The organism is Sanguibacteroides justesenii (assembly GCF_003204205.1).
In the GTDB taxonomy this organism is placed as follows: Bacteria; Bacteroidota; Bacteroidia; order Bacteroidales; family Marinifilaceae; genus Gabonibacter; species Gabonibacter massiliensis.
Genome location: NZ_QJPL01000001.1, coordinates 71,161 through 93,817, shown reverse-complemented (window position 1 = coordinate 93,817; position 22,657 = coordinate 71,161). Strand labels below are relative to the sequence as shown.

General features: G+C 39.7%; 28 protein-coding genes. 14 read left to right on the top strand and 14 right to left on the bottom strand.

Features of this window, described 5'->3' with window-relative positions; translation table 11 throughout:
• The 5 genes from DMB45_RS00430 to DMB45_RS00410 all read right to left on the bottom strand — a co-directional run bounded on the left by DMB45_RS00430 (window position 1) and on the right by DMB45_RS00410 (window position 5,525).
• Window positions 1-2,103 (bottom strand): penicillin-binding protein, encoded by a 2,103-nt coding sequence (locus DMB45_RS00430; RefSeq protein WP_041503985.1) that lies wholly within the window; start codon window positions 2,101-2,103, stop codon window positions 1-3.
• Window positions 2,104-2,120: 17 nt separating this feature from the next.
• On the bottom strand, window positions 2,121-2,501 hold the full coding sequence (locus DMB45_RS00425; RefSeq protein ID WP_041503986.1) for an FtsL-like putative cell division protein: 381 nt from the start codon (window positions 2,499-2,501) through the stop codon (window positions 2,121-2,123).
• Window position 2,502: 1 nt separating this feature from the next.
• Window positions 2,503-3,399, bottom strand: coding sequence for a 16S rRNA (cytosine(1402)-N(4))-methyltransferase RsmH (gene rsmH, locus DMB45_RS00420; RefSeq protein ID WP_110688357.1), 897 nt, complete (start codon window positions 3,397-3,399; stop codon window positions 2,503-2,505).
• A 61-nt stretch (window positions 3,400-3,460) separates the two neighbouring features.
• Window positions 3,461-3,916: a division/cell wall cluster transcriptional repressor MraZ gene (locus DMB45_RS00415; RefSeq protein ID WP_041504995.1), complete on the bottom strand. Its 456-nt coding sequence runs from the start codon at window positions 3,914-3,916 to the stop codon at window positions 3,461-3,463.
• Between the two features lie 448 nt (window positions 3,917-4,364).
• On the bottom strand, window positions 4,365-5,525 hold the full coding sequence (locus tag DMB45_RS00410) for a S24 family peptidase (protein WP_237143265.1): 1,161 nt from the start codon (window positions 5,523-5,525) through the stop codon (window positions 4,365-4,367).
• A gap of 89 nt (window positions 5,526-5,614) precedes the next feature.
• On the opposite strand from DMB45_RS00410, the gene DMB45_RS00405 reads away from it, so the two are divergent.
• Complete coding sequence (locus DMB45_RS00405) at window positions 5,615-5,803, top strand: hypothetical protein (protein ID WP_110688356.1); 189 nt, start codon at window positions 5,615-5,617, stop codon at window positions 5,801-5,803.
• Window positions 5,804-6,025: 222 nt separating this feature from the next.
• Here DMB45_RS00405 and DMB45_RS00400 read toward each other — a convergent pair whose 3' ends face one another.
• Window positions 6,026-6,415 (bottom strand): hypothetical protein, encoded by a 390-nt coding sequence (locus DMB45_RS00400; RefSeq protein ID WP_110688355.1) that lies wholly within the window; start codon window positions 6,413-6,415, stop codon window positions 6,026-6,028.
• A gap of 207 nt (window positions 6,416-6,622) precedes the next feature.
• Here DMB45_RS00400 and DMB45_RS00395 point away from each other — a divergent pair, with 207 nt between their 5' ends.
• The 12 genes from DMB45_RS00395 (at window position 6,623) to DMB45_RS00325 (ending at window position 14,835) form a co-directional block, all read left to right on the top strand.
• Window positions 6,623-8,668 carry a hypothetical protein gene (locus tag DMB45_RS00395; protein ID WP_110688354.1) on the top strand — a complete coding sequence of 682 codons (2,046 nt, stop codon included), beginning with the start codon at window positions 6,623-6,625 and terminating at the stop codon, window positions 8,666-8,668.
• A gap of 17 nt (window positions 8,669-8,685) precedes the next feature.
• Window positions 8,686-9,675 (top strand): ATP-binding protein, encoded by a 990-nt coding sequence (locus DMB45_RS00390; protein ID WP_110688353.1) that lies wholly within the window; start codon window positions 8,686-8,688, stop codon window positions 9,673-9,675.
• 65 nt (window positions 9,676-9,740) lie between these two features.
• The gene (locus DMB45_RS00385) at window positions 9,741-10,013 is read left to right on the top strand and encodes a hypothetical protein (RefSeq protein ID WP_146216403.1); all 273 of its coding nucleotides are present in this window, start codon (window positions 9,741-9,743) and stop codon (window positions 10,011-10,013) included.
• Entirely contained in the window at window positions 10,010-10,207 is a 198-nt protein-coding gene (locus DMB45_RS00380) for a hypothetical protein (protein WP_110688351.1), read from the top strand. The genes DMB45_RS00385 and DMB45_RS00380 overlap by 4 nt, the downstream gene beginning before the upstream one ends.
• A 10-nt stretch (window positions 10,208-10,217) precedes the next feature.
• A complete protein-coding gene (locus DMB45_RS00375; protein WP_110688350.1) occupies window positions 10,218-10,442 on the top strand; it encodes a molecular chaperone DnaJ in 225 nt (74 codons plus the stop codon).
• On the top strand, window positions 10,439-11,083 hold the full coding sequence (locus tag DMB45_RS00370; RefSeq protein WP_110688349.1) for a DUF3164 family protein: 645 nt from the start codon (window positions 10,439-10,441) through the stop codon (window positions 11,081-11,083). The genes DMB45_RS00375 and DMB45_RS00370 overlap by 4 nt, the downstream gene beginning before the upstream one ends.
• A gap of 64 nt (window positions 11,084-11,147) precedes the next feature.
• The gene (locus DMB45_RS00365) at window positions 11,148-11,561 is read left to right on the top strand and encodes a hypothetical protein (RefSeq protein WP_146216402.1); all 414 of its coding nucleotides are present in this window, start codon (window positions 11,148-11,150) and stop codon (window positions 11,559-11,561) included.
• 227 nt (window positions 11,562-11,788) lie between these two features.
• Window positions 11,789-12,028, top strand: a complete 240-nt coding sequence (locus tag DMB45_RS00355) for a hypothetical protein (protein ID WP_110688346.1) — start codon at window positions 11,789-11,791, stop codon at window positions 12,026-12,028.
• Window positions 12,029-12,216: 188 nt separating this feature from the next.
• Window positions 12,217-12,492, top strand: a complete 276-nt coding sequence (locus DMB45_RS00345) for a hypothetical protein (RefSeq protein WP_110688344.1) — start codon at window positions 12,217-12,219, stop codon at window positions 12,490-12,492.
• Window positions 12,493-12,510: 18 nt separating this feature from the next.
• Window positions 12,511-12,711 (top strand): hypothetical protein, encoded by a 201-nt coding sequence (locus DMB45_RS00340; RefSeq protein ID WP_110688343.1) that lies wholly within the window; start codon window positions 12,511-12,513, stop codon window positions 12,709-12,711.
• A 410-nt stretch (window positions 12,712-13,121) separates the two neighbouring features.
• On the top strand, window positions 13,122-13,715 hold the full coding sequence (locus tag DMB45_RS00330; protein ID WP_110688341.1) for a hypothetical protein: 594 nt from the start codon (window positions 13,122-13,124) through the stop codon (window positions 13,713-13,715).
• 58 nt (window positions 13,716-13,773) lie between these two features.
• A complete protein-coding gene (locus tag DMB45_RS00325) occupies window positions 13,774-14,835 on the top strand; it encodes a helix-turn-helix domain-containing protein (RefSeq protein WP_110688340.1) in 1,062 nt (353 codons plus the stop codon).
• A gap of 49 nt (window positions 14,836-14,884) precedes the next feature.
• On the opposite strand, the gene DMB45_RS00320 is transcribed toward DMB45_RS00325, so the two are convergent.
• The 8 genes from DMB45_RS00320 to DMB45_RS00285 form a co-directional block, all read right to left on the bottom strand.
• Entirely contained in the window at window positions 14,885-15,367 is a 483-nt protein-coding gene (locus DMB45_RS00320; protein ID WP_110688339.1) for a hypothetical protein, read from the bottom strand.
• A gap of 24 nt (window positions 15,368-15,391) precedes the next feature.
• Window positions 15,392-15,940: a phage virion morphogenesis protein gene (locus DMB45_RS00315; RefSeq protein WP_110688338.1), complete on the bottom strand. Its 549-nt coding sequence runs from the start codon at window positions 15,938-15,940 to the stop codon at window positions 15,392-15,394.
• Between the two features lie 101 nt (window positions 15,941-16,041).
• Window positions 16,042-17,355, bottom strand: a complete 1,314-nt coding sequence (locus DMB45_RS00310; RefSeq protein ID WP_110688337.1) for a phage head morphogenesis protein — start codon at window positions 17,353-17,355, stop codon at window positions 16,042-16,044.
• An 11-nt stretch (window positions 17,356-17,366) separates the two neighbouring features.
• Window positions 17,367-18,608: a phage portal protein family protein gene (locus DMB45_RS00305; RefSeq protein ID WP_110688336.1), complete on the bottom strand. Its 1,242-nt coding sequence runs from the start codon at window positions 18,606-18,608 to the stop codon at window positions 17,367-17,369.
• Between the two features lie 33 nt (window positions 18,609-18,641).
• Window positions 18,642-19,073 (bottom strand): phage protein Gp36 family protein, encoded by a 432-nt coding sequence (locus tag DMB45_RS00300; RefSeq protein ID WP_110688335.1) that lies wholly within the window; start codon window positions 19,071-19,073, stop codon window positions 18,642-18,644.
• A gap of 1 nt (window position 19,074) precedes the next feature.
• Window positions 19,075-19,521 (bottom strand): N-acetylmuramoyl-L-alanine amidase, encoded by a 447-nt coding sequence (locus tag DMB45_RS00295; RefSeq protein WP_110688334.1) that lies wholly within the window; start codon window positions 19,519-19,521, stop codon window positions 19,075-19,077.
• A 16-nt stretch (window positions 19,522-19,537) separates the two neighbouring features.
• Window positions 19,538-21,103, bottom strand: coding sequence for a hypothetical protein (locus DMB45_RS00290; RefSeq protein ID WP_110688333.1), 1,566 nt, complete (start codon window positions 21,101-21,103; stop codon window positions 19,538-19,540).
• A 7-nt stretch (window positions 21,104-21,110) separates the two neighbouring features.
• On the bottom strand, window positions 21,111-21,545 hold the full coding sequence (locus tag DMB45_RS00285; RefSeq protein ID WP_110688332.1) for a helix-turn-helix domain-containing protein: 435 nt from the start codon (window positions 21,543-21,545) through the stop codon (window positions 21,111-21,113).
• A 122-nt stretch (window positions 21,546-21,667) separates the two neighbouring features.
• On the opposite strand from DMB45_RS00285, the gene DMB45_RS00280 reads away from it, so the two are divergent.
• Window positions 21,668-22,648, top strand: a complete 981-nt coding sequence (locus DMB45_RS00280) for a phage protease (RefSeq protein WP_110688331.1) — start codon at window positions 21,668-21,670, stop codon at window positions 22,646-22,648.
• Window positions 22,649-22,657 lie beyond the last annotated feature (9 nt).

The window sequence follows — 22,657 nt, the reverse complement described above, 5'->3', positions numbered from 1 at the left end:
TTATTTTAGTTCTATACTGACATAACTACCCCGTTGTACCCGATTACCCGGTTGTAACGATTGTTTGTTTACGGTTCCCGAACCGATTACCCCCACTTTCAAACCGCTATTCTCCAAAATATATAAAGCATCCCTTAACCCCATACCTTTCACGTTAGGTACCAAAGTTTCGGAAATACTTCTGGGTTTCAGTACAAAACCCTCATCATTCCGGGTCGTCATGACCCATTTCGACTCTTCGGCAGGTTCGTCGTCCACGTGAAATCCGAACTCATCATATATACTCAAAAAATCCGATTTCAATCCGTTTTTACTGATGGGCAGTACAAACTCCTCCGGAACATCTTCCGACTCCTCAAACTCCAAAGAAGCCTTAGCGTATACCTTATCCGCTATTTCGCGAAACACATTTCCGGAAACAACATTCCCGTAATATCCTTTGGATAACGACGGATTTTCCACCACCACGATACAGGAATAGAGAGGATTATCTGCCGGAAAGTATCCGACGAAACTGGCTCGATATTTTCTTACTCCATATCCTTTTGAACGATCGGCGACTCTTGCCGTCCCGGTTTTTCCCGCAATTTTATACGGGGCATGGCTTAAGTTTTTCGCCGTCCCGTTTTCCACGACCCCCTCCATCATGTCCCGTAAAGCAGCCAGCGTTTTATCGCTGCAAATATGTCGATCCATCACCTCCGTACCAAACCGTTTAACAACATCTCCCCGGTTTCGTATCTCCTTGACCAATCGAGGCTTCATTCTTTTCCCATTATTCGCGATGGCATTATAAAACGCCAATACTTGCAAAGGGGTCAATTTCACCTCGTAACCAATACTCATCCACGGCAAAGAGATACCACTCCAATCTTTATCAGTCGGATACTTTATATAAGGTTCTCCCTCTCCTAATAACTCAATCCCTACCTTTTTATTCAATTGCATCGCATACAGGCGATTAATAAATTTTTCTGGTTGATTCTTATAATTTTCATACACCAACCTCGAAATTCCATTTGAGGAACGTTCGAATATCTGCTTCACGGTTATCTTACCTACCGGTTTACCATTCGACTCCCGTAATGTCTTTCCATAATAAGTATAAGTACCGTCACCCAAATCGACTGTATCCTCCGGGTGTACGTAACCGTCTTCCAACATCGCCATCATAACCGCCGCCTTGAACACGGAGCCCGGTTCCGCGGCATCTCCGATCGCGTTATTCAACATCTCCCGATAGCCTTTAGGTGTTTTGGTCAGATTAGCAATCGCCTTAATATCTCCCGTTTTCACTTCCATCAGAACGGCAGTCCCCGCGTCCGCATCGTAAATCTCCATCTGTCTATCCAGCGCATTCTGCACAATATCCTGAAAATCGACATCTATCGTGGTAATTACATCATTTCCATCCACAGGATCTTCAACGGTTACCGACACCCAACGTCCGGACATCATTTGTCGTATACTCCGTCCCAATTCACCCTTCAACTCGTTCTCGTAAGCCTTTTCCAAGCCCACGCGTCCCTCGAACGTTCCATCATTGCTCTCGTTTAAATAACCAATCGTCCGGACGGCTAAATCCCCATGAGGTTGCAATCGAACATTTTCCCGTTCCAGAATCAACCCACTCCTACTCCCCTTTTCCCGAAAAATAGGAAAGGTCTTTAACTCTTTCAACTCGTTATAAGAGACCTTTCGCCGGTTGATCAACAGATACTGGTTCGGCTTAGCTCCGTATTTTCCCTTCCACAACTTGCTTCTATATTCCACGGCAGGCGCATCCTTAAAAAAACGAGATAATTTGAAAGCCAAACTGTCTATCTTCTTTTTAAAAATATCATCCGGAACAGCCTTACAATCGAAACGTAATGAATAATAGGGAATCGAACTGGCCAACACCCTTCCGTCCGCCGCACAAATATCTCCCCGGTTGGGAGCGACAACAAAATCTTTCACGGAAACATCTCGGGACTTACTCCGCCATTTCTCTCCCTCCCAAATCTGGACATGCAAAGCCTTTACCACAATCAATGCGGCTATCCCCATCACGCAGATGTACACAAACCCCAAACGTCCGGCTAACTCATGTTTTATTGACATATCCCTATCGACACCCGTTAATTTTCGTATATCTTTGTCGGCGGCTCCTTACTTTCCACCAAATTCAATCCCTCTTTACGAATCTGTTTTATCACCTCCGATTGCGTACTGATCTTCATCAGTTCCGAAGCCGTTGTTATCGACTCAAACCGCAATTCGCTCAACTCCTTTTCCAACTTCACTTTCTTCATATACAATTTCTCCGTATTATACCCGTTAGCGATATACAATATTCCCAAAGCCGTCAAAAAAAGAATAAACAGAATATTTTTCCGCAACACGGTGTCTGCCAAGATACGTCCATCCAAAAGTTCCTTCATGGACTCTCCCAACACCTCCTTCTTCTCTTCCGAAGGCGAAACAAAATCTTTATATTTCTTTTTCTTAAACCACCTCATATTATAACTTCTCCGCAATCCTTAACTTCGCACTCCGAGCCCTCGGATTACGATCAACTTCTTCCTCCGTCGGCACGATCACTTTCCGATTCACCAACTCAAAACTCTTTTTAACCCGACCATAAAAATCCTTTTCAACTTTTCCCTCAAAATTTCCGGATTTCAAAAAATTCTTTACGATACGATCTTCCAACGAATGATAAGTAATAATTACCAAACGTCCCCCGGGACGCAACGCCATCTCGGCCTGTTGCAACATATCTTCCAAAGCTTCCAATTCTCCATTGACCTCGATACGCAAAGCCTGGAAAACCTGAGCCAAATATTTTTTCTCTTTCAATTTAGGAACGCATGGAGCTATAACCTGCAAAAATTCATCCGAACGAGCGATCTCCTTTTCCTCACGCCCTTTTACGATCAAACTTACCAAGCGCCGAGCGTTCTCCACTTCACCGTAATCCCGGAAGAGGTGTATCAAAGACTCTTCGGTATAAGTATTCAACACATCGGTAGCTTTCAATCGGTTTCTTCTATTCATACGCATATCCAACGCCGCATCAAAACGAAAAGAAAATCCCCGCTCCGCTTCGTCAAATTCATGCGAAGAAACACCCAAATCCGCCAGTATGCCGTCAGCGTGTTCAAAACCGCAATAACGCAAGAAATTGCGTAAATAACGGAAGTTATGATTTACGAAAATAAACCGATCATCTTTCGGCACATTTTCCAATGTATCAGAATCCTGATCAAACCCGATCAAACACCCCTCGGATAGACGTTTCAGGATCTCTCTCGAATGACCTCCCCCTCCAAAAGTCAAATCCAGATAAACGCCGTCAGGATCAATATTCAATCCCGCCACAGACTCTTCCAATAATACAGGTACATGATATTCCATAACTTCTAATTTATGATCCACAATCACTTCCACGCCCGGAAATCACAGCCATGCGGCACGTTTATTTTTCCTGCTTTCCAAAAACCCGGGTCGTCAAATTTACAAAATCCTCCGTATCCATAGCACTTTCTTCATAGTTTATTTTATCCCATATCTCTATTTTTGAATCCTGCCCTACCATCACGATATCCCCCACTACTTCAATACCATCCAACATCTTCCTGGGAATTAAAATTCGACCGTTTCCATCCAACTCGACCTCCAAAACTCCCCGGAAAAATTCCCTTTTAAAACGAGACTCCTCTTGATCAAACGAACTAATCCGATTTCGTAAATCATCAATCAAATTCAACCATTCCCCCTTCGGATAAAGATCAATACATTTTTCGAAAATATTACGACGCAAAACAAAAAAACTCTCCCCCACGGCAGCCGCCCCTTTGCGAAACGCCGACGGTACGACAACCCGTCCCTTGTTGTCCAATTTGCATGTATAATCCCCTATAAATGACAACATATAGTTTTTCTAATTTATGATGTAAAGTTATGAAAATATTTCCCACTTTAAACCACTTTGAACCACTTTTTTCAATATTTTTATTCAAACTGCCAAAATCCACTTGTAATCTATAAGGGGCAAATCGAAAAGTGTATAAATGAGTTTTTGAAGAAAATCACGCCAAAGCCCGCCACAACTAAAAGTTTCAGCGTTTTTATGAAAAGTAGCCGACAAATCGAAAAGTGTAATTTACTATGATTTTGATTAAAATTACAGGAATAATAATTTAAACCTGACTATAAAAACCTATAATTTAAACAGCGATTAAATACCTTATAAATAGTGATTAAACAGGCTTTAAACGAATAACACAACTCTTCTTCGTCATAAGTGACGATTTAAAACCTCTCACATAGGTACATATTTACCTATACATTTACCTATACATTTACCTATACAAAAACAATCAATTACCCGCTCCAAGCTGACGACGAATCATACCTAATTCATTCTTTATGTCCGCAATATCATCCTCGAGCTCCGACACCTTATTATAATAGGATTGATGTATATTTGGCATCTTGGCCGAAATATACCATTCTGCATGCCAAATCGTATTTATCTCATCGTTTGGTAAATTAAAATTTGGATAATAGGCTTTATCCGGATTATCTGACATACAAACGATAAATCCTTTTTTTAATCGGTTTTTCACACGCTTTACATATGATTTGCCTTCCACATCAGAGACTACATATATCTGCTCATCAGGCAAATATTCCCATTCTGCACGGGTTAATAATCGAATAACAAGAAACGAACTATCTAATAATGTCGGAGCCATACTTTCCCCTTTCACTCTTACACAAAGATATTGAACTCCGGTTTTAATCATTGATTCAGGCAACGAAATAGTATCAATCACCTCCATATTATCCAAATTATAATATCCCGTCCCTGCCGCAACGGCGATATCAACTATCGGAATTTGAGTTAAACCGGTATTATACGTTTGTTTACTCTCCGCAACTAACACTCTTTCTTGCGTTTCTTTTTCCGCCAAATAAGTTTCTTGATGGGAATTACTTCCTATCTTTAATTTATCATTTTTCTCAACATTATCATCACACAACATTCTCCCTCGCCCGGTCAGTAGCCAATCATAATTTATCTTGAATTTCATAGCAACAGCAGACAAAAACTCGAATTTAGGCTGCGTACCTGTAATATAATTCCGTATATTAGCCTCACTCGTACCAACTAAAGAAGCAAACTTTGAATTATTACCCTCAGCAAAGTATTGAACTAATATCTCAATCCGTTGAGTAATAGATTCTGTATCTGTTGATTGTTTGCTAATGGATATTATACTTTGAAAATCATTCCGATTTTTCCCTTCATCATGTAATTCTATTAACATCTTCCCTTGGCCAGTCATCAGCCAAATAGGATTTATATCAGGATATTCATTTAGGATTTTTTCTAATTTATCAGTCCCTATTGCACCACTAGTTTTCAATGAGCGGCCAAAAGAAGCATTTGACATCCCTACACTTTTTTCGAAAGCTGAAACAGATATCCCTTTATTATCAATATATTCTTTCAATCTAGAAACTATTTTCGACATAATTAGATTTTTTCCTATTAATTGTTTTGATCTTAGATTATTTCCTAATATATTTGTATCGAATTAATGAAACAAATCTACAAATAAAAATGGAATTACAAGAAATACGCAAAAAATTAAGACCAAAAGACTATGAACTAATAGCCACAAAGTTAAAAGGTCGTTACACGGAAAATACAATCAGAGCGCAACTGAAAGGAAGACGTACCCTAAAACAAGTCGTGAAGGAAGCCGCAGAGGAATTAATTAAAATACGAGAGAATTTCATTAACGCTTAAACAATAAAAATTATGGAATCCATAATCACATCGAAAATAGAAATAACATACAACAGTTATATAGGTGAGTACAAAAAACACGCATGTTTTACACCAATAACACATTTTGAGCGAATCGTTCTAGTTGATGGAAAAGAGATTTATAGGGACAGACAAAAACCAACACAATATTTACGTGATAAATCTATTCTCAGTCAACTAGAAGCATGGTCACATGAATCCTTAACGTCCCAAGAAACCTACAACGGACAGAATATTGTTTGCAATGGTCATTATCGTGGATGCTTTTTCTGCAAGCTTTGGTTCAAGTTCTTTAGAAAGCGATTCAAGTTCAAGACCTAATTTGTTGATATTGGCTTTCAATATTTCCTCTTGGGCAGTAAAACCTCCCCGTGACAGAAAATCATGAGCCTCAACATTAACAACAACCGAGATTGACCTTGAACTTACAACTCCTTTTGACAATAAGCCAAGCCGACAAAATTGATTAAAGATAGCTTGAAGATTATTACGACTTCCCGCTATATCTAATAAAGGCTTTGGATGATCTGAGGATAAATAAGTATTCAATTCACAATCAGCAACAAGTAAAGAAAGAAGTTCATCTTTCATAGCAGGGGTTATTAAATTTTCCACAATGATTACAATTTAGAATTAGCACCTCAAATGTAATCATTTTTCTCGGATGGTCGCCGTGGCGGTTCGACTCCGCCACCGGGAACTAAAAAATAAAAGATTATGCCTTGTATAAGTGAAAATACCATTTGTATTACGATTTTCGAATTAGAAAATTGCGGAATCTCAACTAGTACTATTTGGATGGGATTAAATAGACAACGCCAAAATCTAGTATATTGCTGGGAACATCACAAGATAGGTAATACTATTTATATTCACTTTAATAGTCTAAAAGACAAATACAAGGAATTAATCAAAAAAGAACTTTGTAACGGGTTAAATATTGAAGAATGGCTAAAATTCAACACGATTAGAGACCTACTCCCACCGGTTAGCCAAGATGAAAAAGAAGAATTAACAAATTTCGTCATTACCCGGGAAAAAGTAGACGTCACGAGTGGTGAAATAAGCCCAGAAAAACGAACAAAGCTAAACGATGATTACATCTGTTTATTGTTATATCAATCTCGCTGGTTCCGGTTAATGCGTAAAGATGTTTACAGGTACAATAACAAAATACTAAAGCAGCTTAACGTAAAAAGTATAAAGGAGTTTCGCTCTATCAGCATAGCGATAGCCAATAGCCCGACCATAGAGTTTCCAAACGGGGCCAAGTTACCAAAGAACTACAACGCCTGCCAGCGCCGACTACAAGAATACGAGGAAAACGGTATTCTGGCACTTGTTTCCGGCAAATTCGGAAATACCTCTTCACGGAAAGTTGATGATGAACGCTTGCAAATTCTTATTGATTTATATAGTGATCCTCATAAACCAGACTACACCCGGGTAACGAAACTATACAATGATATCGTGTTGCAAAACGGCTGGACACTTAAAGAAGGGAAACCTGCTATAATTTCAGAATCATGCGTGAAATACAATCTAAATATCCCGGAAGTTATGCAAGTTTGGTATTTAGCTCGCCACGGGGTTCAGGCATGGAAAAATATGTTTAGTTACACGATATTACGGTTTAAACCAAGCGCGCGGGATGCTGTATGGTGCGGTGACGGCACGAAAGTGAATCTTTTCTACATAACCCCGGGCGGCAAGTCTGCAAAACTAAACGTTTACGCCATCGTGGACGCTCATTCCGGCTACTGGCTCGGGTGGGACATATCGGAAGAATCCGACAACATGGGAAGCGTGCAACGTGCCTTCCGCATGGCGGTAGTTCGTTCCGGGTACTGTTTGCCATTCCAAATGCAGTATGATAACGACGGGTCGAACAACTATTTCAAACGGTTGACAACTTTACATTTCCCGGCCATGCCGAACAACGGGCAGAGTAAAATAATAGAGCGTTGTTTCAAGAACTTGCAGGATCAGCACATGAGATACGCTGACGGCTTTACCGGGATGAATATAAAATCGAAAAACATAAACAATCAAATCAACGAGGATTACATCGCGTATCTCGACAAAACCAAGTTTTTAAAAAACAAGAAAGAGACCATTGAATTACAGGAATGGTTCTTCCATGTCGCGAACAACACCCCGGGGAAGGACGGAAAAACACCAAAACAAAAATATTTTGACAGTCAAAATCCAGACACTCAACAGGTCGTTGCCTTGGATTGGATAAACATGTTTTGGGAATGGAACGAGAAAGAGTGCGTTTACGCTAAAGAGGGAATATCATGGGTAGAGAACAAGATAAAAAGAGTATACGAGGTTGCAGAAGGATACGAGTTTGATTTTAAAAACGACGTGATCCCGGAAAGATATACTCCTGATAAAGAATTTGCCTGCAAGTATATCAGGCAAAAGTTTTATATCCGCTTCGACCCGCTTAATCGCTCCCGCGTCGCTCTCTACAAGGAAGAGGCCGACAAATCCCGCCGCTTCGTGGCATGGGCTATTGAAAAAGATCGAATAGCGTACGCTGTTCAGGATTACAAGGAAGACGAAAAGAAAGAGATCAACAAGCGGTTAAATATCAAAAAGGAACAACAAAAACGGGCAAAAGAAAGACACGAGATCGCCGCCTCGTTAATGGAATCCGAGGAAATCATGAAACTTGGTCACAAGTTCTTTAACAAAGACGTGCTCGCCGCCGCCGAGGCCGATATGTATAACGAAAGTTCAGTGAAACGGGAAGAATCAGCTACCCAGACATACCCCAAACAATCACGAAAAGAGTATCTAAAATCTCGCCGGGATAAATTGAATAAAGAATTATAAATTAAATACATACAATCATGAAATTAACAGACGAACAAAAAGGTGTTATCGTGAGCAGAATGCTTGACTACGTCGCTCACATGGACACGACAGGAGATAGTAAAACTTATAGCCGAAACAAGTTAGCAAAAGACACCAAGGTAAACATCGCCTATATAGATGCTATGATATCCGGGATGGCATCCGGGAAATACGTTTTTAACAACACCATAATAAAAGACATGTATTTCAACCGAATAGCGAAATTTGTAGGTTACGAGTTGGATAACAAGTACTGGAAAACATTTGAAACTGAACAATACTTGGATATCGAGAATGATTTTATAGAGGCCAAAACAGGAGCTACTGTAAAATCCGTTATCGGGGCAACTGGAAGCGGTAAAACGTACGCTATTCAGAAAATGCGAGATAAATACCCGGCCAGTACTTATATAATAACTTGTGCTAATGACTTTAACCTGCGAGACTTCATCCGATTTATCGCTGTCGAGATCGGGGTTTCCGTTTCAGACGACATGTCACAAAGTCGTATTCGTCGGGCTATTGAAACGAAGTTGAAAATGATGTACGAGTATGACACGAAACCAATTTTAATTTTTGACGAGGCAGAGAACCTGAAACTTGCCGCTTGGGGCCGAGTTAAAGCCTTGTATGATAACTTAAAGGGAATGTGCGCTTTTATGGTATTAGGTACTCCAAATTGGTATCGAAGGATTAAAAACATGAGTGACACGGAAAAAGGGATCGCCCCTCAAATCTACTCCCGATTTTTAGCCGGGAATAAAACCACGTTTTTAGGAGATATTGACAGTAACGAGATTTCCAACATGTGCAAAGAAGTCGGGGTAATGAATCAATACGTTATTAATCGCATTTGTAAAACGGTTACAAATTACAGGGATTTAAACGATACCCTCGTTAGTCTACAACGTTCGGCAGAGATAGAAGGACGTGAAATTGACTTAGAATTATACAAGCGAGAATACGAGCGTTTAACCGCCATTTGAACGTTGTTTAAATTATCATCATGGAAATAAAAAAGATTCTAGGACTAAGCGATTACGAGTATAACATGATTATACTAGAAATTGGCTGTAAAGCGGCAGAAAACCGTTACCCGGAAGATAAGGCTAATGTTTTAAAATCTAATAAAAAGTATTGGAATTGGGTACGTCAACAAATAAATATTAGAAACATAGATTTTACTTCTACCCTCGAAAAATATCCTTCTGTATGGAACACGAAACAAGTCGTTGAATTGTACAAAGACTACACGTTAGAGAAACTTGATAATACCTCGTTTCCCTCCCGCTTCGCGATGAAACTATTAACAGAAACGATATGAAAAAGGTTATAACAAAAGATATTATAAGCGTAACCCGGTTTCAAATAGGAGTAAACGGGATCGAGGAAGTTTACATGGAGTATGACCGGGTAAAACAAAACACTTTCATGAAAATTAACGGGGTGTTTATTTGGGGCATGAGTGGCAAATGGGCCGAAAAGTTTTTTAATAAATACGGGTTATTAATCAATTAAATGCAAAATTATGAGTTATGAAATTTTAAGAAAAGAGAGTGCCACTTCCGTGTGGAGAAGCGTGAAAATTGACATCTGCCGGAATTGTGGCGGCACGGGCAAAAAAGAGGTTTACACCGGTAAAAATCGAGACAACGAGTATGAAACCGAACCTTGCAAAGTGTGTAACGGGTCGGGGATGGTAAAGAAAGTTTTAACAGTAGATATTTATCCATATAAAAACAACGAGCTATGAATTTAAATGAATTAACGCCGGAAGAAAGGGCACAGTTAGCGAAAGAAGCCCTCGAGGTAGAAAAAGCCATAGAGAGACAAAAAGAAAATGACAGACAAGCATACAAGGAGCTTGTCAGCAATAAAGTAGATGAATTGTTTCCTCTTCTGGATCACCTAAGTATGCAACTAGGAGAGGCAAAAAAACACGTGTACGATGAATTTTCAATTGCTTTAAGCATGAAACGGGAGCTCTACAAGGTAAAAGACAGTCAAAATAGTCACGCCTTCATGAACGCCGAGGGAAACCGTCGGATCACGTTAGGAAATAACACTATTGACAATTACGATGACACGGTAGACGCTGGAATAAGTATCGTGAAAGAGTACATATCAAGTTTAGCAAAAGACGACAACAGCCGTATTCTTGTTGACACGGTAATGCGCCTTCTCGCTAAAGACCAAAAAGGTACACTTAAACCTTCCCGGGTTATGCAACTACGCCAAATGGCTGACAAATCAGGGAATACACGCTTTATCGAGGGTGTTAGAACGATCGAGGCGGCTTACAAGCCAATAACCTCTAAAACTTACGTCCGGGCAGAAGTAAAGGACGAAAATGGAACGTGGAGAAGCATCCCGCTAGGAATGACAGAAGCGTAATCCCGGACGGTCACCGGGGCGGTTCGACTCCGCCCCCGGGAACAAATTAAATAATAAAAACAAAATGAACCACACGAACACGGCACACAAGACCCTATTTTCCACGTTATCCAAGCGTGGGTTAATGGAAATTTGTCACGAAATTTGCGAGAACCTCGTGCAACGCCGCCTTTCCTCTCTCTCTGATCTAACCGATAACGAAGTCGCAATTATTATAAGTGATCTTGGCACGGACGAGGATTACGGACGTGTAGATTTTACTAACAATCGACACAGGTACATTCTTTCCCTCTGTTATCAACTCGGGTGGGTACGTGTGCATCCCCGCCTCGGGCGTGTTGTCGCCGATAATGCCCGCCTCGGGCGTTTTATCAAACAACGTGGTAAATACAAGAAACCTATTCTACAATACACTAATAGCGAATTAGGAGCCTTAATAAAGGCTATGGAATTAATGTTAGAAAACCGAATGAAATAATCTACACATGGCTTATAACAAGAAAGGATATTATTTGAGGGCTCGTGTTATACAGGAGATCACGGCCCAATATTACGAACCAGAAAACCATGCCAAGTGCTATAAAATGGTATGGAAAAAGTATATATATCCCCGGTTCGGAATCTGTTACCGATCGTACTTGAAATACATGAAAGTACAAGAAGTAACATCAACTACAACACAATTAAAAATTCAATTTTAATACTATGAAAAAGACAAATGAGGAAGTATTAAATGATATTCGAAAAACTTCCGAAAAGAAATTTTTACAAGAATGTTTAGAATCTCTCTCTGGAGAGGTAAAAACACGGGTAGAACATGAGATCGTGTTTTGGTGGACGAGTGGTATTGCTGTCCCGTGGGGATTAATTAAGAAACAATGCGCTAAAGAAAGTAAACAACTTAGATGTAAAAATGATTTAAAACATGGAAGCAAGGAAATATAAACGAAGAGCTAATATTCTTTATCGTCTCCGGAAAAAGGGTATTAGATGCGTGACTAGAGAACGGACTATCTTTTATCCGTTCGGTGAAAACCCGTACGACATTCTCCAAATTAGACAATTATTGTCAGAGTTTAATTTCGTCGTACAGACTTATATTCAATAAATTAATTTAGAAAACTATTTGAGATATGAACAAAAAAAATTATAAGAAAATTCAATATGCGGCTGCTATACAGACGCAACTGTCTGAAATGCTACAAGATGAAGAATGTATGAACCATCTGGAAGACTGGGAAGAGCATGTAACCGAATTTTTTACAGCTATAAATATGGCCGCCTGTAACATGTACAATCAAATAACAGGCGATAAAAAAACACTACTAGAATTTAGTTACATCGTTAATCAACTTACAGTTCAACATGTTATAGAACAAAGAGAGGACAAAGAAATAAATAAAAACTAATTAAAAACGATTTGAGCTATGAAAAAAGGAAAATATCCCAGAAAAACTGGGAATTATTGGGTAAAAACCAACGGCTATGAATGGTTTAATGGTATTGCAAAAGTTTATGGAGAATTTCCATTTTATAAAGTAGATGGCTGGGACTGGGCAAATGATAGACGAATTACTGATATAAGCAATATTGATGAATTTGGTAAACAAATAAAACAACCCGAATAATAACGATTTGAAAATGAGAAACACGAAAATACCTTATAACCTAAGCGAAGACTATAAATTGTTACGAAAATTATTAGATAATGGAAAGGAGATAGTCTGTTTTTTTAATGATGAACTATGTAGAGGAAGAATCATTGAAAATAAAAGATATTATTTCTCAGTCCGCGGTACGTGCTATAATGATTTCTCAAAAGATTGTCAGGATAGTTTTTTTTCGGAAATGCTGAGTCAAGATAATGTAAGATTTATTATACCTAATAATGAATTTCAATAAGAAAACAATTTTACAAGAAAATTATATACAACTTTACAAGAAAATTATATATCTTTGTGTCAAAGAAAAATCTCTGTTGCCGCAGAGACTTTTCGGATGAAGATGTGCTGAAAGCACTTAAAGAAAAAGCAAATTTATGAAAAATAATTTCAAACGAAAAGTAATAAGTAAAAAAGAGTGCCTGCATGATTTAGAATCACAGTTGCAGACCATGTTTAAAGCTTTCAGCGAAGCAGTAAAACTCTTTGAGCAAGAGATTATTATAACACCTATTGCATCAAGAGCTAAAAATTTTGAAGCATCATACTTGAATTCAAAAATGATGCAATGCATTCAAAAGTATTTTCCGGCCAATTGGAAATTTGGAAAGTATAAACGATTTATCCTCCGGATAAATGGTTATAATGTACTCTTCAAAAAACTGAATAGTAAAGATATGCCGATGAATGTAAAAACAGTTTTATCAGATGCTATAGCAAACCAACTACAGTATTCATTATTCAATGATTCACCGGAAGTGGCAGACCCTATAGTATTTTTTGGTTATCGTAAAGACAAATTCGGAAACATTATTTCTCCTAAACTTGTATATATTGACGAAAACCACGTAAAATGGGTGATTGACAGTGCTGATATCGAAGCACAAAATATCATTCCTATTACACAGAAAAACTCGGAAAGTCTCTTAAAAATCAAAAAAAGAGATTCAGAAGAAAAAATGGCAAATTAATTATTAACCCCGCTTTCAGCGCATCTTCTTATTTTTATTAAAAATTAAAGGGTTTATCATGGCAACACAAATCAATCCAAAGCAATTAATCATTGCGAGAGAATATCGAGAATATAGCCAAACAGAACTCGCAACAAAAATAAAAGGTCTTTCACAATCCAACCTATCCAAATACGAGAAAGGTGTTGACATTTTATCGGAAGATATCCTTTTAAAAATATTCGAGTTTCTAAATTTCCCTGCAGCCTTTTTTACAAGAAAAATATCAAACTTGGTAGATAATGCAAATTATAGAAAAAGAGCTTGCTTAAACAAGACGAACCGTTCAAAAATAGATATTACTTGTAAATTGATAGGTTATGTTATTGACCAAATGGCTGATGAATTAGAATATCCAGATTTTAACTTACGCATGCTTGATTTGGAAGAGGGATTCTCACCGACTTATGTCGCACAATACATCAGGAAACAGCTAAACATAGAAGGGCCTGTAAAAGAAATATACAAAACTTTAGAAAAAAATGGTATTATAATTGTAGAATTCGATTTCGACAGTTCATTATTTGATGGCGTATCTTTTATTTCTGATAACGGGTATCCTATTATTATCGTAAATAAAAATTTCAGTAATGATAGAAAAAGATTCAGTATTGCTCATGAATTAGGGCATATTATCATGCATTCAGCAATCGCCAATTTATACCCGGAGTATAGGAATAAAGAAGCAGAAGCCAATATATTCGCTTCTGAATTTTTGATGCCAGAGGTAGAGATTAAAAACGATTTAAGAAATTTGAAATTAACTGATTTAGCTGAACTAAAAAGATACTGGTTAACTTCTATGGCTTCACTTATAATGAGGGCCAAAGATTTAGGATGTATTTCTCAAGACAGATACAAATATCTGAATATAGAATTAAGTCGCTATGGTTACAAGAAAAAAGAACCGGTAAATGTTTATATTGATTCTCCCAGTATTTTTATGGCAGCTTACAAAATGTATCGAAATGAATTAGGATACACGAAAAAAGAGTTGGCAGAAGCATTCGCTTTACCTATAGATATTATAGACAGATTGTTTGCAGAATCGAATACTCCTAAATTAAGAGTTTTAATTTGATTAAAAAAAATCTATTACTGAGAAAAACTATCTTAAAAGATAGTTTTTTTTATTCCTTTTGAATATCAATATTTAATCTTGCTTGAATTTTCTGGTAGTTTAGTATTGCAGTTTCATCTGTATAGCCAAATTTATACGTCATTACAAATTCTCTGATAGCATCGTCTCTTTCCAACTTTTTCAAACTCACCCGACACAACCGGGAATATGTTTCACCACCGTGCCCGTGTAGTTTCTTGTTCACGTTCTCGATTAACGAGAATATTTCAAACTCTCGATCCCGTTGTCTCTCGGGTAATTTGGTAGATAACCCGTTATAACGAATATCTGCGATCGTCACGTTAAGTGTCGCGACAACTTGCTGCGTGTGTTTACCCGCTTGTGAAAACTCGGCGTCTCCTAAATCTACCAAAACACAAGGGAAATCAACCGGGGGTTGTTCAAAATTAAGTTGTCCCCAATCCTCCCCGGTATATCTTATTCCCGGTATTGTTTTCAATAATTCTAGAATGTTTATAAATATACTTTTCATGTTTAATAAGTTTTTAAAGCGTGTTTAAATGGCGTTTAAAATCTTGTTTATCTCTCGTTGAATATCCTTATCCGCTATTTTTATAATGTCAGGTGAATAACCTAAAAATTGTCGTTTAGGCATATTAATTCGTCGAACAAAGCCTCTCACCTGCTGTCCCCCCGTTAGAACTCTTCGACGTGTCTTAATGTTAGTTGCTTGTTTTCTTTTCCTCGTGAATGGTCTCACGTGTTGAATAATCCGCCCTCCCTCGTTATGCGCTTTAGCGTAAGGAACCTTTGTCAAATCGACCCCGACAGAGACTCTATCCGCGAGGGCTTTTGACTTAACGCTATTCTGTAACGTTCCCGTGTCGAAAAGAACCCGTTTACCCCGTGACCTCCGGGTTTCCACTCGCCGTTTTTTCCATCTTGGCCGGGCTACACCATTCGTTATAAATCCCCCCGCCGAGAAATTAGCATCCTTCATTTTCTCGGCGGCCCCAGCAATATAAACCGAGATTTTTCTAGGCAACCGGTTAAATTTTGCCGCTTTAGCTTTCATGTCCGATGCAAATTTTTGAATATCTCGCATTGTTTTTCAATTTATTTATTATAATATTGTGATATAAAAGAAGGTAATAAAACCGGAAACCGCGGGGGCCTGAAAAGCCGGGGGTGCAACACGAGGTTTTATTACCTTCTTTGTTTTAATAACCCGGCACGAAACTGCTCAACTTGTTCCACCGTCTTCAACTTGTAAAAACTATCAACACGCCCGTTTAAATCAACGAGCAAAACGATCGGTCTATCCTCGTAATATTTCACGTAGACATTAAAAAACTCTGTCCCGTATCGCTCGCTACTATTATAAGTTCCCCAAACCTCGTCTGGTGAGGTAAAAACTTCTATCATTTCATCGAAATAAGAATACCTTTCACGATCTAAAATTTTAGCTTTTAAATCGTTATCAAACGAAGCGGAAATTTTATTTTTCTGATCTATCAACCTGAATCCCTCGCCGGGTTTACCGTGATGTGACTCGAGAACCTTCCAGTAGTCTATAAAATCAATCTCGTTCTTTATTTCCCCCTTGTAAGCCGAGAGATTCCGGTTATCCATGTAAATCTGTTTTACTGGCTTCATCCCGTAATGTTTAACCGCAGAGAGTTGCATTTCCTTCGCACTCGGGTTCGCCTTGAAGTAAGGATGTCCGTCTCGATCAAATATTTCCGTCGTCCCAACGTTGTGCCTGAACGGTTTAGCAACAACTTTCCCGGCGATTTTTTGGGCTTGTTCAGAATTTGGTAACGCTTCCCGGTTCTGGCTCTCGTATCGCTGTTTCTTCCGCTCGTATTCCCTTTCTGACCGTTTCCGGGTTGAACAACGGCAACGCCAACCATTCGGGGGGTAATAACTATTCCAAAACGGATCATTTACCGGTAATATGATCCCGTGGAGACGGCGGTGTTCTTCTCGCACGTGTTCATCGTTCGCCGTTACATATTCTAAATACGGGTACTCGTTCGCCATTTCCTCTATCTCTAACCATCTACTTCCTTGCGTGCCGGAAGCTATAACAACCTGACGCTCCGCCTCTAAATAGTTTTCATTATACGCCACGTTAATTTTACGGGCCCGACGCTTGTAATCCGTGAAAGAAAGGCGGTTCCCGTTCTCGTGAACGGCATCCCGGAGTTCCTTCATCTCGGCGTAGGACTTTGCCCCTGAAAAAGCGAATATATTATTTTGAACTCTTACAAGCAGGTTATTATCCTTTAGTGTCCAATCCGGGGAAAAGAATTTTTTCCCGTACCCCTTCTCGTACCCGTTTAGTAACACTTTAGCGTTATGAAAATAGACCTTCTCGAGTACCTCATCCTCGTTCCATTCTCCCGAGTAGATACCTTCCAAATAAGGTTCTATCAAAGAATCTATTTTATTATCTTTTTCATCAATGGATAGACTACATCCCGCTAAAGCGTAAAGGTTAACAATCGCCCCGGCCACACTCCCGGGGCTTAATCGAAAAAACCGGACGTGTCGATACTTAATCCCGTGCTCCCGGGCAATTCTCTTTTACCGGTTACATCTATCCCGAATTTTTCCTTTATCCAAGCGGGATTAACATCATTATACGGCAAAACATCCCTTGTCATCCCCCACAATTTTTCTAAATCTTCCTCTTGTTGTAAACAGAAATTTAGCCCGGCAGGTAATATCCCGATTCGTACCAAGGCAGGGATAACAACCCCGTTCCAGTAGCTTTCTAGCATACTTTTATCGGATTGTACAAGTTTATCCAGTAATTTCATGCTGGACTCCTCCTTAGACCTGTTTCCGTTCACCGTGTCCTGTCCGATCACGGCCCCGGTTATCAAAAGTGATATTTCCGAGTTACAAAGTGATATAAGATTATTATAAACGTCCCCGTTCGTGTCTGCACCCTTCGCGAATTGAAATTCCTCGGTACTGTCTATGATAAACCAAGCGGCCGATCCCATGTCACGCAGCATCGTTTCCGCCCGGTCTAGCATCTCCGAGTCCTGCGTGTCTGTTTTAATATACCGGGGAGGAATACCGTATATCTCGCATAACTCGCTCCAGCAACTTTGGGCGAAACGCTTAAACAACACGTGCGGGATCGCTTTATTCAATAACCCGTAATCGTGATCGTTACCAAATTCCAAAATCCAAGTCCCGTATTCCCGGACGTTCCTGTATTCTATACCCCGGTCTGAATCTTCCGATAACAATAATATCCCTTTTTCCGGGATCACGTTATTTGCAGGAAACCCTATAACCTGAATATTATCTTCCTTCGTCTCTATTTCAACAAGAGAATGTCCCCAATAAATTGACTGTAAAATTTGCCTGCTTAATTCCGTTACCCACCGGGCAGACCTTAAACGTCTTGTTTCCTCTTCCGCCTCTTTCCCGTCCTCCCTTTTCAACACGAAAGGAACGCCTAACGTGTGCTGCATCCTCAATTCTATTTGAGAGGTCAGGTGTGCATCCAGTAAAATATCATTATAGAGGTTGTATAGCTTTGCCCGCTTGGGGTTCTCCACGTTATCAGCCGACCGAAGGGCACTTTTCCACGTGCTAATATCGGCACGAGCACGGGAAATTGTTTTAGGCACGATTTTTCGCGCGTATCCATCCCTTTTACCCTGAATTTTTTCATTCTTGCTATTTGAGGCCAAATTAGCCTTATTTTTACCCAGAACGGGTATTTTATCATTGAACTTTTTATTTTTCATTATATCGAAGTTTAAACGGGTTTTAAACGGGTCTTAATCTTCAAAACTATGTTTGAATTTTCTATTACTACCAAAACGCATCTTTAACACGACCTCGCCATCTTTTCTTTTAACCGGTAAATCTGCCGCTATACTTTTCCCGGAAGTTCCCACGCCAGCCACTTGTTTAAACCAGTCAATAGCGTTATCATAGTAAATTTTAGCCTTGTCAAAAAGTAGGTCAGCGTTTGATAACCGTATGATATACCACACGGCCATACTTTTACAATGTTCCAGTACCAAAGCGTTACGATCCTCCCCGGTAGCGTTAAAAATTGCCGCACAATCATAACGCCCGTTCAGGTAGCTCGTCGCTTCCTGTATCGACATTAATATGGCAGAACGAATAACAACATCATCTGTCGTTATCTGGCCAAGGGTATATTCTTGGATAGCCGTTTTCAATTCCTCGGGTTCAATAAACATATCACAGGTTTTTATATTCTTTCTCAGCGTCAAAACAAGGACAAAATTTTATCCATTCGTCCGGCTCTATTATCCCGTTTCCATTAAGATCAGGCGAAAAATCACGATGGCCCCTGATTGTCGCCCGTGGATATCTATCCTTTAATTGTTCCAGCAAGAATACAAGAGAGGCTTTCTGTTCTCCCGTGCGGTTATCAACCGGCTTCTCCCTCTGATCAATACCACCAACATAACACACGTTTATAGAAACAGAATTATAACCTTTTACCCCGTTGCTCGGTTTACCCTCGTCTAGCAAGCAAACAATATCCCCGTCCGGTTTTATCAGGTAATGATATCCCGGGCTTTTCCAGTTCAATTTTTCTTTCCAGTAACGTTTTATACTTTCAACGTTAGCCGTTTGGGCCGTCGCTGAACAATGAATAACAATGTATTTTATGTTTCTCATATTAATGATTTTAAAATTAGTACTTGCGACTTTCACGATGCCCGGAACGATACTTCCCTTTCTGTTTCCGGGTTACTACATTTAACTTGCTAAACGCGCCCTCGGCGGCATCCGGCCCATCTACCGGGGCATCACCTCCTTTTTCAAAAGCTAAGTATTGGTCTACTAGTTCAACCTGATCGGCAGATTCTTTCTCGTCTATATTGAAATAAACATTCCGGCGTTCGAAAAAAGATTGAGAGGCCTCGATACGATCGTACTTGTTATCTTTCGGGCGTTTATCCGCTTTAACCGGGATATAATACCCCCTCTCGTCGCCCTCGGCGTCAAAATCGTTCACGAACTCATCCATGGAAAACAAACCCTCGATCCAGTACCGAACTTTTTTACAGTCCTTTAGTTCCGTGCTTTCATACAAGTCATAAAGCCATCGAGCCAAAATGATCCGGGAGGATTGCCGGAGGAACACGTGTATAACATGAAACTCACGTCCTTTCTTACCTATTAAAATCATTCCCTTGTGACACGCCGCCGCTTTATAAGAAAGGTCACCATAAAACGCTAAAGCATCATACTCCCGTAACGGTAGCATCTTTTTCCATTGCATATCTTCCATTCGAAAAACAACCCCGTCCTCTATATGCTTGTGCATGTATTCCCTCATGAAAGAACGATAAGGGGTATTCCCGAACTTGTTACGCCAGTATTCCGCCGAAGTCTTCTCCGGCCAGTTCGGTTCAAAAGTGTTCAGGTCTTTAACAGCCGGGACGCTTAATATTTTGAATTTCGGCTTTTGCCCGTTTTCCCTAGCCTTGTTTATTTGTACTTTAAACTGCGTTTTGAGACGATTCGTGATACTATTCTTGTGAAAATTGTTATTAGCGAAAACGAAACGTTTAACGGAACCATCCGTTTCATCGAAACACCCCATTAAATCCTCGAATATCCACTCCACGCCTTCCCTCATCAAACGGTCATTATTAACGTGTCGTTTGTTATCAACGTCATCAACAACAATATAATCGGGGCGTTGATCTTCCTCCCGAACACCCCGGGGGTTTTGCCCGAATCCCAAGGCCATGAAACGCGCTCCATCAGCTGTAAGGAACTCCCCAGAAGACCAGTCCCCCAGCTTGAATTTGCAACCATAATCATTTATCAATCGCTTGTTAAACTGTAATTGAGCCTGACAAGCCGATAATAATTTTTGCGCTTTACGTTCGGTTTCACCGATCAGGAGCATGAATTTCATTCTACCGGTAAACATGAGATAAAGCGGTATTCCCATGTCAGCGTGAACCGATTTCGCCCCGGAACGATAAATTTCTAACTGCTCGTATATCTCCGTGTTATTTATAATATCATCAGCAAATTGTCGATGAAACCAAGCACACTTGACCCGGGCGTAATTAGGAAAGTAATATTCAAACCAAGAAATATAATCTTTCTCTAACTCTTTAACACGTCTCACCTTGTCGGCGGCACTTTCATTTATATTTATAAATGTCGCCTTGCTAATCCGTCGGCAATGCTCCTCGTACCGGGCTAATTGTTTTTGAAATTTCTGATCTATCGTTGCCATTGCACGGTTATTTTAATGAATCCCGCTCGGCGCGGTAGTTTATAAACTGTTTATGATAAGCAGTTAATTTCACGGCCTCGGCCGGATCTACATCGGCCATCCAGTTATCAAACTCGATAAACACGGAAATAACAACGGAAAGTGAAACTTTTCCTTCCAAGTAGGCTAAAGCCTTGTTAATCTTTGAAAGAGCGTCAGCGTCAATTTTCGCTTTTTCTCCACCCGCAACCGATTTCATCTCTTCCAAAAGGAGTTCACGGATTTTAACGGGAGTGGATAAAATTTTATCTCGCTTCATATCCCACTCCATCAGGTTACGCCATTTCGATAAGGTCGTCTCCGTTACCCCTATTTTTTCCGCGATAGCGGTACAAGTCATCCCCTGTTCTATGAACAGGGTTTCAGCCACGCTGTAAAGTTTATGTTTCGGTGCTTTTACCATCTTTTTTTTTGCAAAATAAACCTATCATCATGACCTGTTAAAAAATAGTGTAATGCCTTGAAACTCTTTTTGATAAACAATACATAATACCACATTTTTGCACTGAGAAACAAGGAAAAAAAATGGCAACATTTGTATTCAATGACGAAACGAAAAAGAACTCTCACGGATTTTACTTGCAAAATGCCGGCGGAAGATTCGAACGTTTTAACGAAAACCCGGTTATGCTTAACAATCACGATTTAGCGCAATTAACCGGGAAGTGGCTTAATTTACGAGTTGAAGGTTCTAAACTTCTTGCCGATCCAGAATTTGACGAGGGTGACCCGGAAGCGTTAAAAATAAAAGGTAAAGTTGACCGGGGTTACTTACGTGGAGCCTCTCCCGGTATAGTTATACTGGCGGCAGAATGGAGAGAAAACCCGGCCACGGGAGAGCAAGATATTTACGTGACCGATTGGGAGCTATTCGAGTCTTCAACGGTCAGTGTACCCTCCAACGCCGGTGCTATTACATTAAAAATTTATGATACTAATCATTGTATTGTAAATGACAATAACGTGAGATGCCACGTCGAAAACATTATAAAACTATCTCTTTCCGCTAAACCAACAAATTCCATAATTAAAAATGAAAAGATGAACGAAACAAAATTAACACCCGAGGCTCTCGTTGCGCTCGGTATCACGGGAAACACGGACGATGTCGCCATTAGTGCCGCTATCATTAATTTAAAAGCGAAACTAGACACGACCACGGCAAGCCTTCAAAAAATAGAAAACGAGAGGCAAGTCGAAAAAGAAAAACAAGTAAACGAAATGGTAAACCTCGCGATCAAAGAAGGCCGGATAACAGCCGACAAAAAAGATGTCTTTGTAAAACTCGCTCTCGTTGATTTTGAAACGACAAAGGCGACGATCGACGCTATACCGGCAAAACAAAGTTTATCCGTGATGGTCAAGCCGATCCCGGGGCAAGAAACGATCCCGGAGGAACGTAAGAACTGGACGCTTTTGGAATGGATGAAAAAAGACATGGCCGGGCTTAAACAATTGCAAATTGATGCCCCGGATTTGTACGAGCAAATCAAAAAGAAATCATAAACCTTTAAC

Bases quoted from the DNA above. Each gene is read 5' to 3' on its own strand.
- DMB45_RS00380 (WP_110688351.1), top strand. From the start codon at position 10,010: ATGAAAAAGGTTATAACAAAAGATATTATAAGCGTAACCCGGTTTCAA.
- DMB45_RS00305 (WP_110688336.1), bottom strand. From the start codon at position 18,608: ATGAAAAATAAAAAGTTCAATGATAAAATACCCGTTCTGGGTAAAAAT.
- DMB45_RS00340 (WP_110688343.1), top strand. From the start codon at position 12,511: ATGAAAAAAGGAAAATATCCCAGAAAAACTGGGAATTATTGGGTAAAA.
- DMB45_RS00365 (WP_146216402.1), top strand. From the start codon at position 11,148: ATGAACCACACGAACACGGCACACAAGACCCTATTTTCCACGTTATCC.
- DMB45_RS00375 (WP_110688350.1), top strand. From the start codon at position 10,218: ATGAGTTATGAAATTTTAAGAAAAGAGAGTGCCACTTCCGTGTGGAGA.
- DMB45_RS00395 (WP_110688354.1), top strand. From the start codon at position 6,623: ATGGGATTAAATAGACAACGCCAAAATCTAGTATATTGCTGGGAACAT.
- DMB45_RS00325 (WP_110688340.1), top strand. From the start codon at position 13,774: ATGGCAACACAAATCAATCCAAAGCAATTAATCATTGCGAGAGAATAT.
- DMB45_RS00285 (WP_110688332.1), bottom strand. From the start codon at position 21,545: ATGGTAAAAGCACCGAAACATAAACTTTACAGCGTGGCTGAAACCCTG.
- DMB45_RS00410 (WP_237143265.1), bottom strand. From the start codon at position 5,525: ATGTCGAAAATAGTTTCTAGATTGAAAGAATATATTGATAATAAAGGG.
- DMB45_RS00390 (WP_110688353.1), top strand. From the start codon at position 8,686: ATGAAATTAACAGACGAACAAAAAGGTGTTATCGTGAGCAGAATGCTT.
- DMB45_RS00300 (WP_110688335.1), bottom strand. From the start codon at position 19,073: ATGTTTATTGAACCCGAGGAATTGAAAACGGCTATCCAAGAATATACC.
- DMB45_RS00405 (WP_110688356.1), top strand. From the start codon at position 5,615: ATGGAATTACAAGAAATACGCAAAAAATTAAGACCAAAAGACTATGAA.
- DMB45_RS00400 (WP_110688355.1), bottom strand. From the start codon at position 6,415: ATGAAAGATGAACTTCTTTCTTTACTTGTTGCTGATTGTGAATTGAAT.
- DMB45_RS00415 (WP_041504995.1), bottom strand. From the start codon at position 3,916: ATGTTGTCATTTATAGGGGATTATACATGCAAATTGGACAACAAGGGA.
- DMB45_RS00385 (WP_146216403.1), top strand. From the start codon at position 9,741: ATGATTATACTAGAAATTGGCTGTAAAGCGGCAGAAAACCGTTACCCG.
- DMB45_RS00320 (WP_110688339.1), bottom strand. From the start codon at position 15,367: ATGAAAAGTATATTTATAAACATTCTAGAATTATTGAAAACAATACCG.
- rsmH (WP_110688357.1), bottom strand. From the start codon at position 3,399: ATGGAATATCATGTACCTGTATTATTGGAAGAGTCTGTGGCGGGATTG.
- DMB45_RS00355 (WP_110688346.1), top strand. From the start codon at position 11,789: ATGAAAAAGACAAATGAGGAAGTATTAAATGATATTCGAAAAACTTCC.
- DMB45_RS00315 (WP_110688338.1), bottom strand. From the start codon at position 15,940: ATGCGAGATATTCAAAAATTTGCATCGGACATGAAAGCTAAAGCGGCA.
- DMB45_RS00330 (WP_110688341.1), top strand. From the start codon at position 13,122: ATGAAAAATAATTTCAAACGAAAAGTAATAAGTAAAAAAGAGTGCCTG.
- DMB45_RS00425 (WP_041503986.1), bottom strand. From the start codon at position 2,501: ATGAGGTGGTTTAAGAAAAAGAAATATAAAGATTTTGTTTCGCCTTCG.
- DMB45_RS00430 (WP_041503985.1), bottom strand. From the start codon at position 2,103: ATGTCAATAAAACATGAGTTAGCCGGACGTTTGGGGTTTGTGTACATC.
- DMB45_RS00295 (WP_110688334.1), bottom strand. From the start codon at position 19,521: ATGAGAAACATAAAATACATTGTTATTCATTGTTCAGCGACGGCCCAA.
- DMB45_RS00290 (WP_110688333.1), bottom strand. From the start codon at position 21,103: ATGGCAACGATAGATCAGAAATTTCAAAAACAATTAGCCCGGTACGAG.
- DMB45_RS00370 (WP_110688349.1), top strand. From the start codon at position 10,439: ATGAATTTAAATGAATTAACGCCGGAAGAAAGGGCACAGTTAGCGAAA.
- DMB45_RS00345 (WP_110688344.1), top strand. From the start codon at position 12,217: ATGAACAAAAAAAATTATAAGAAAATTCAATATGCGGCTGCTATACAG.
- DMB45_RS00280 (WP_110688331.1), top strand. From the start codon at position 21,668: ATGGCAACATTTGTATTCAATGACGAAACGAAAAAGAACTCTCACGGA.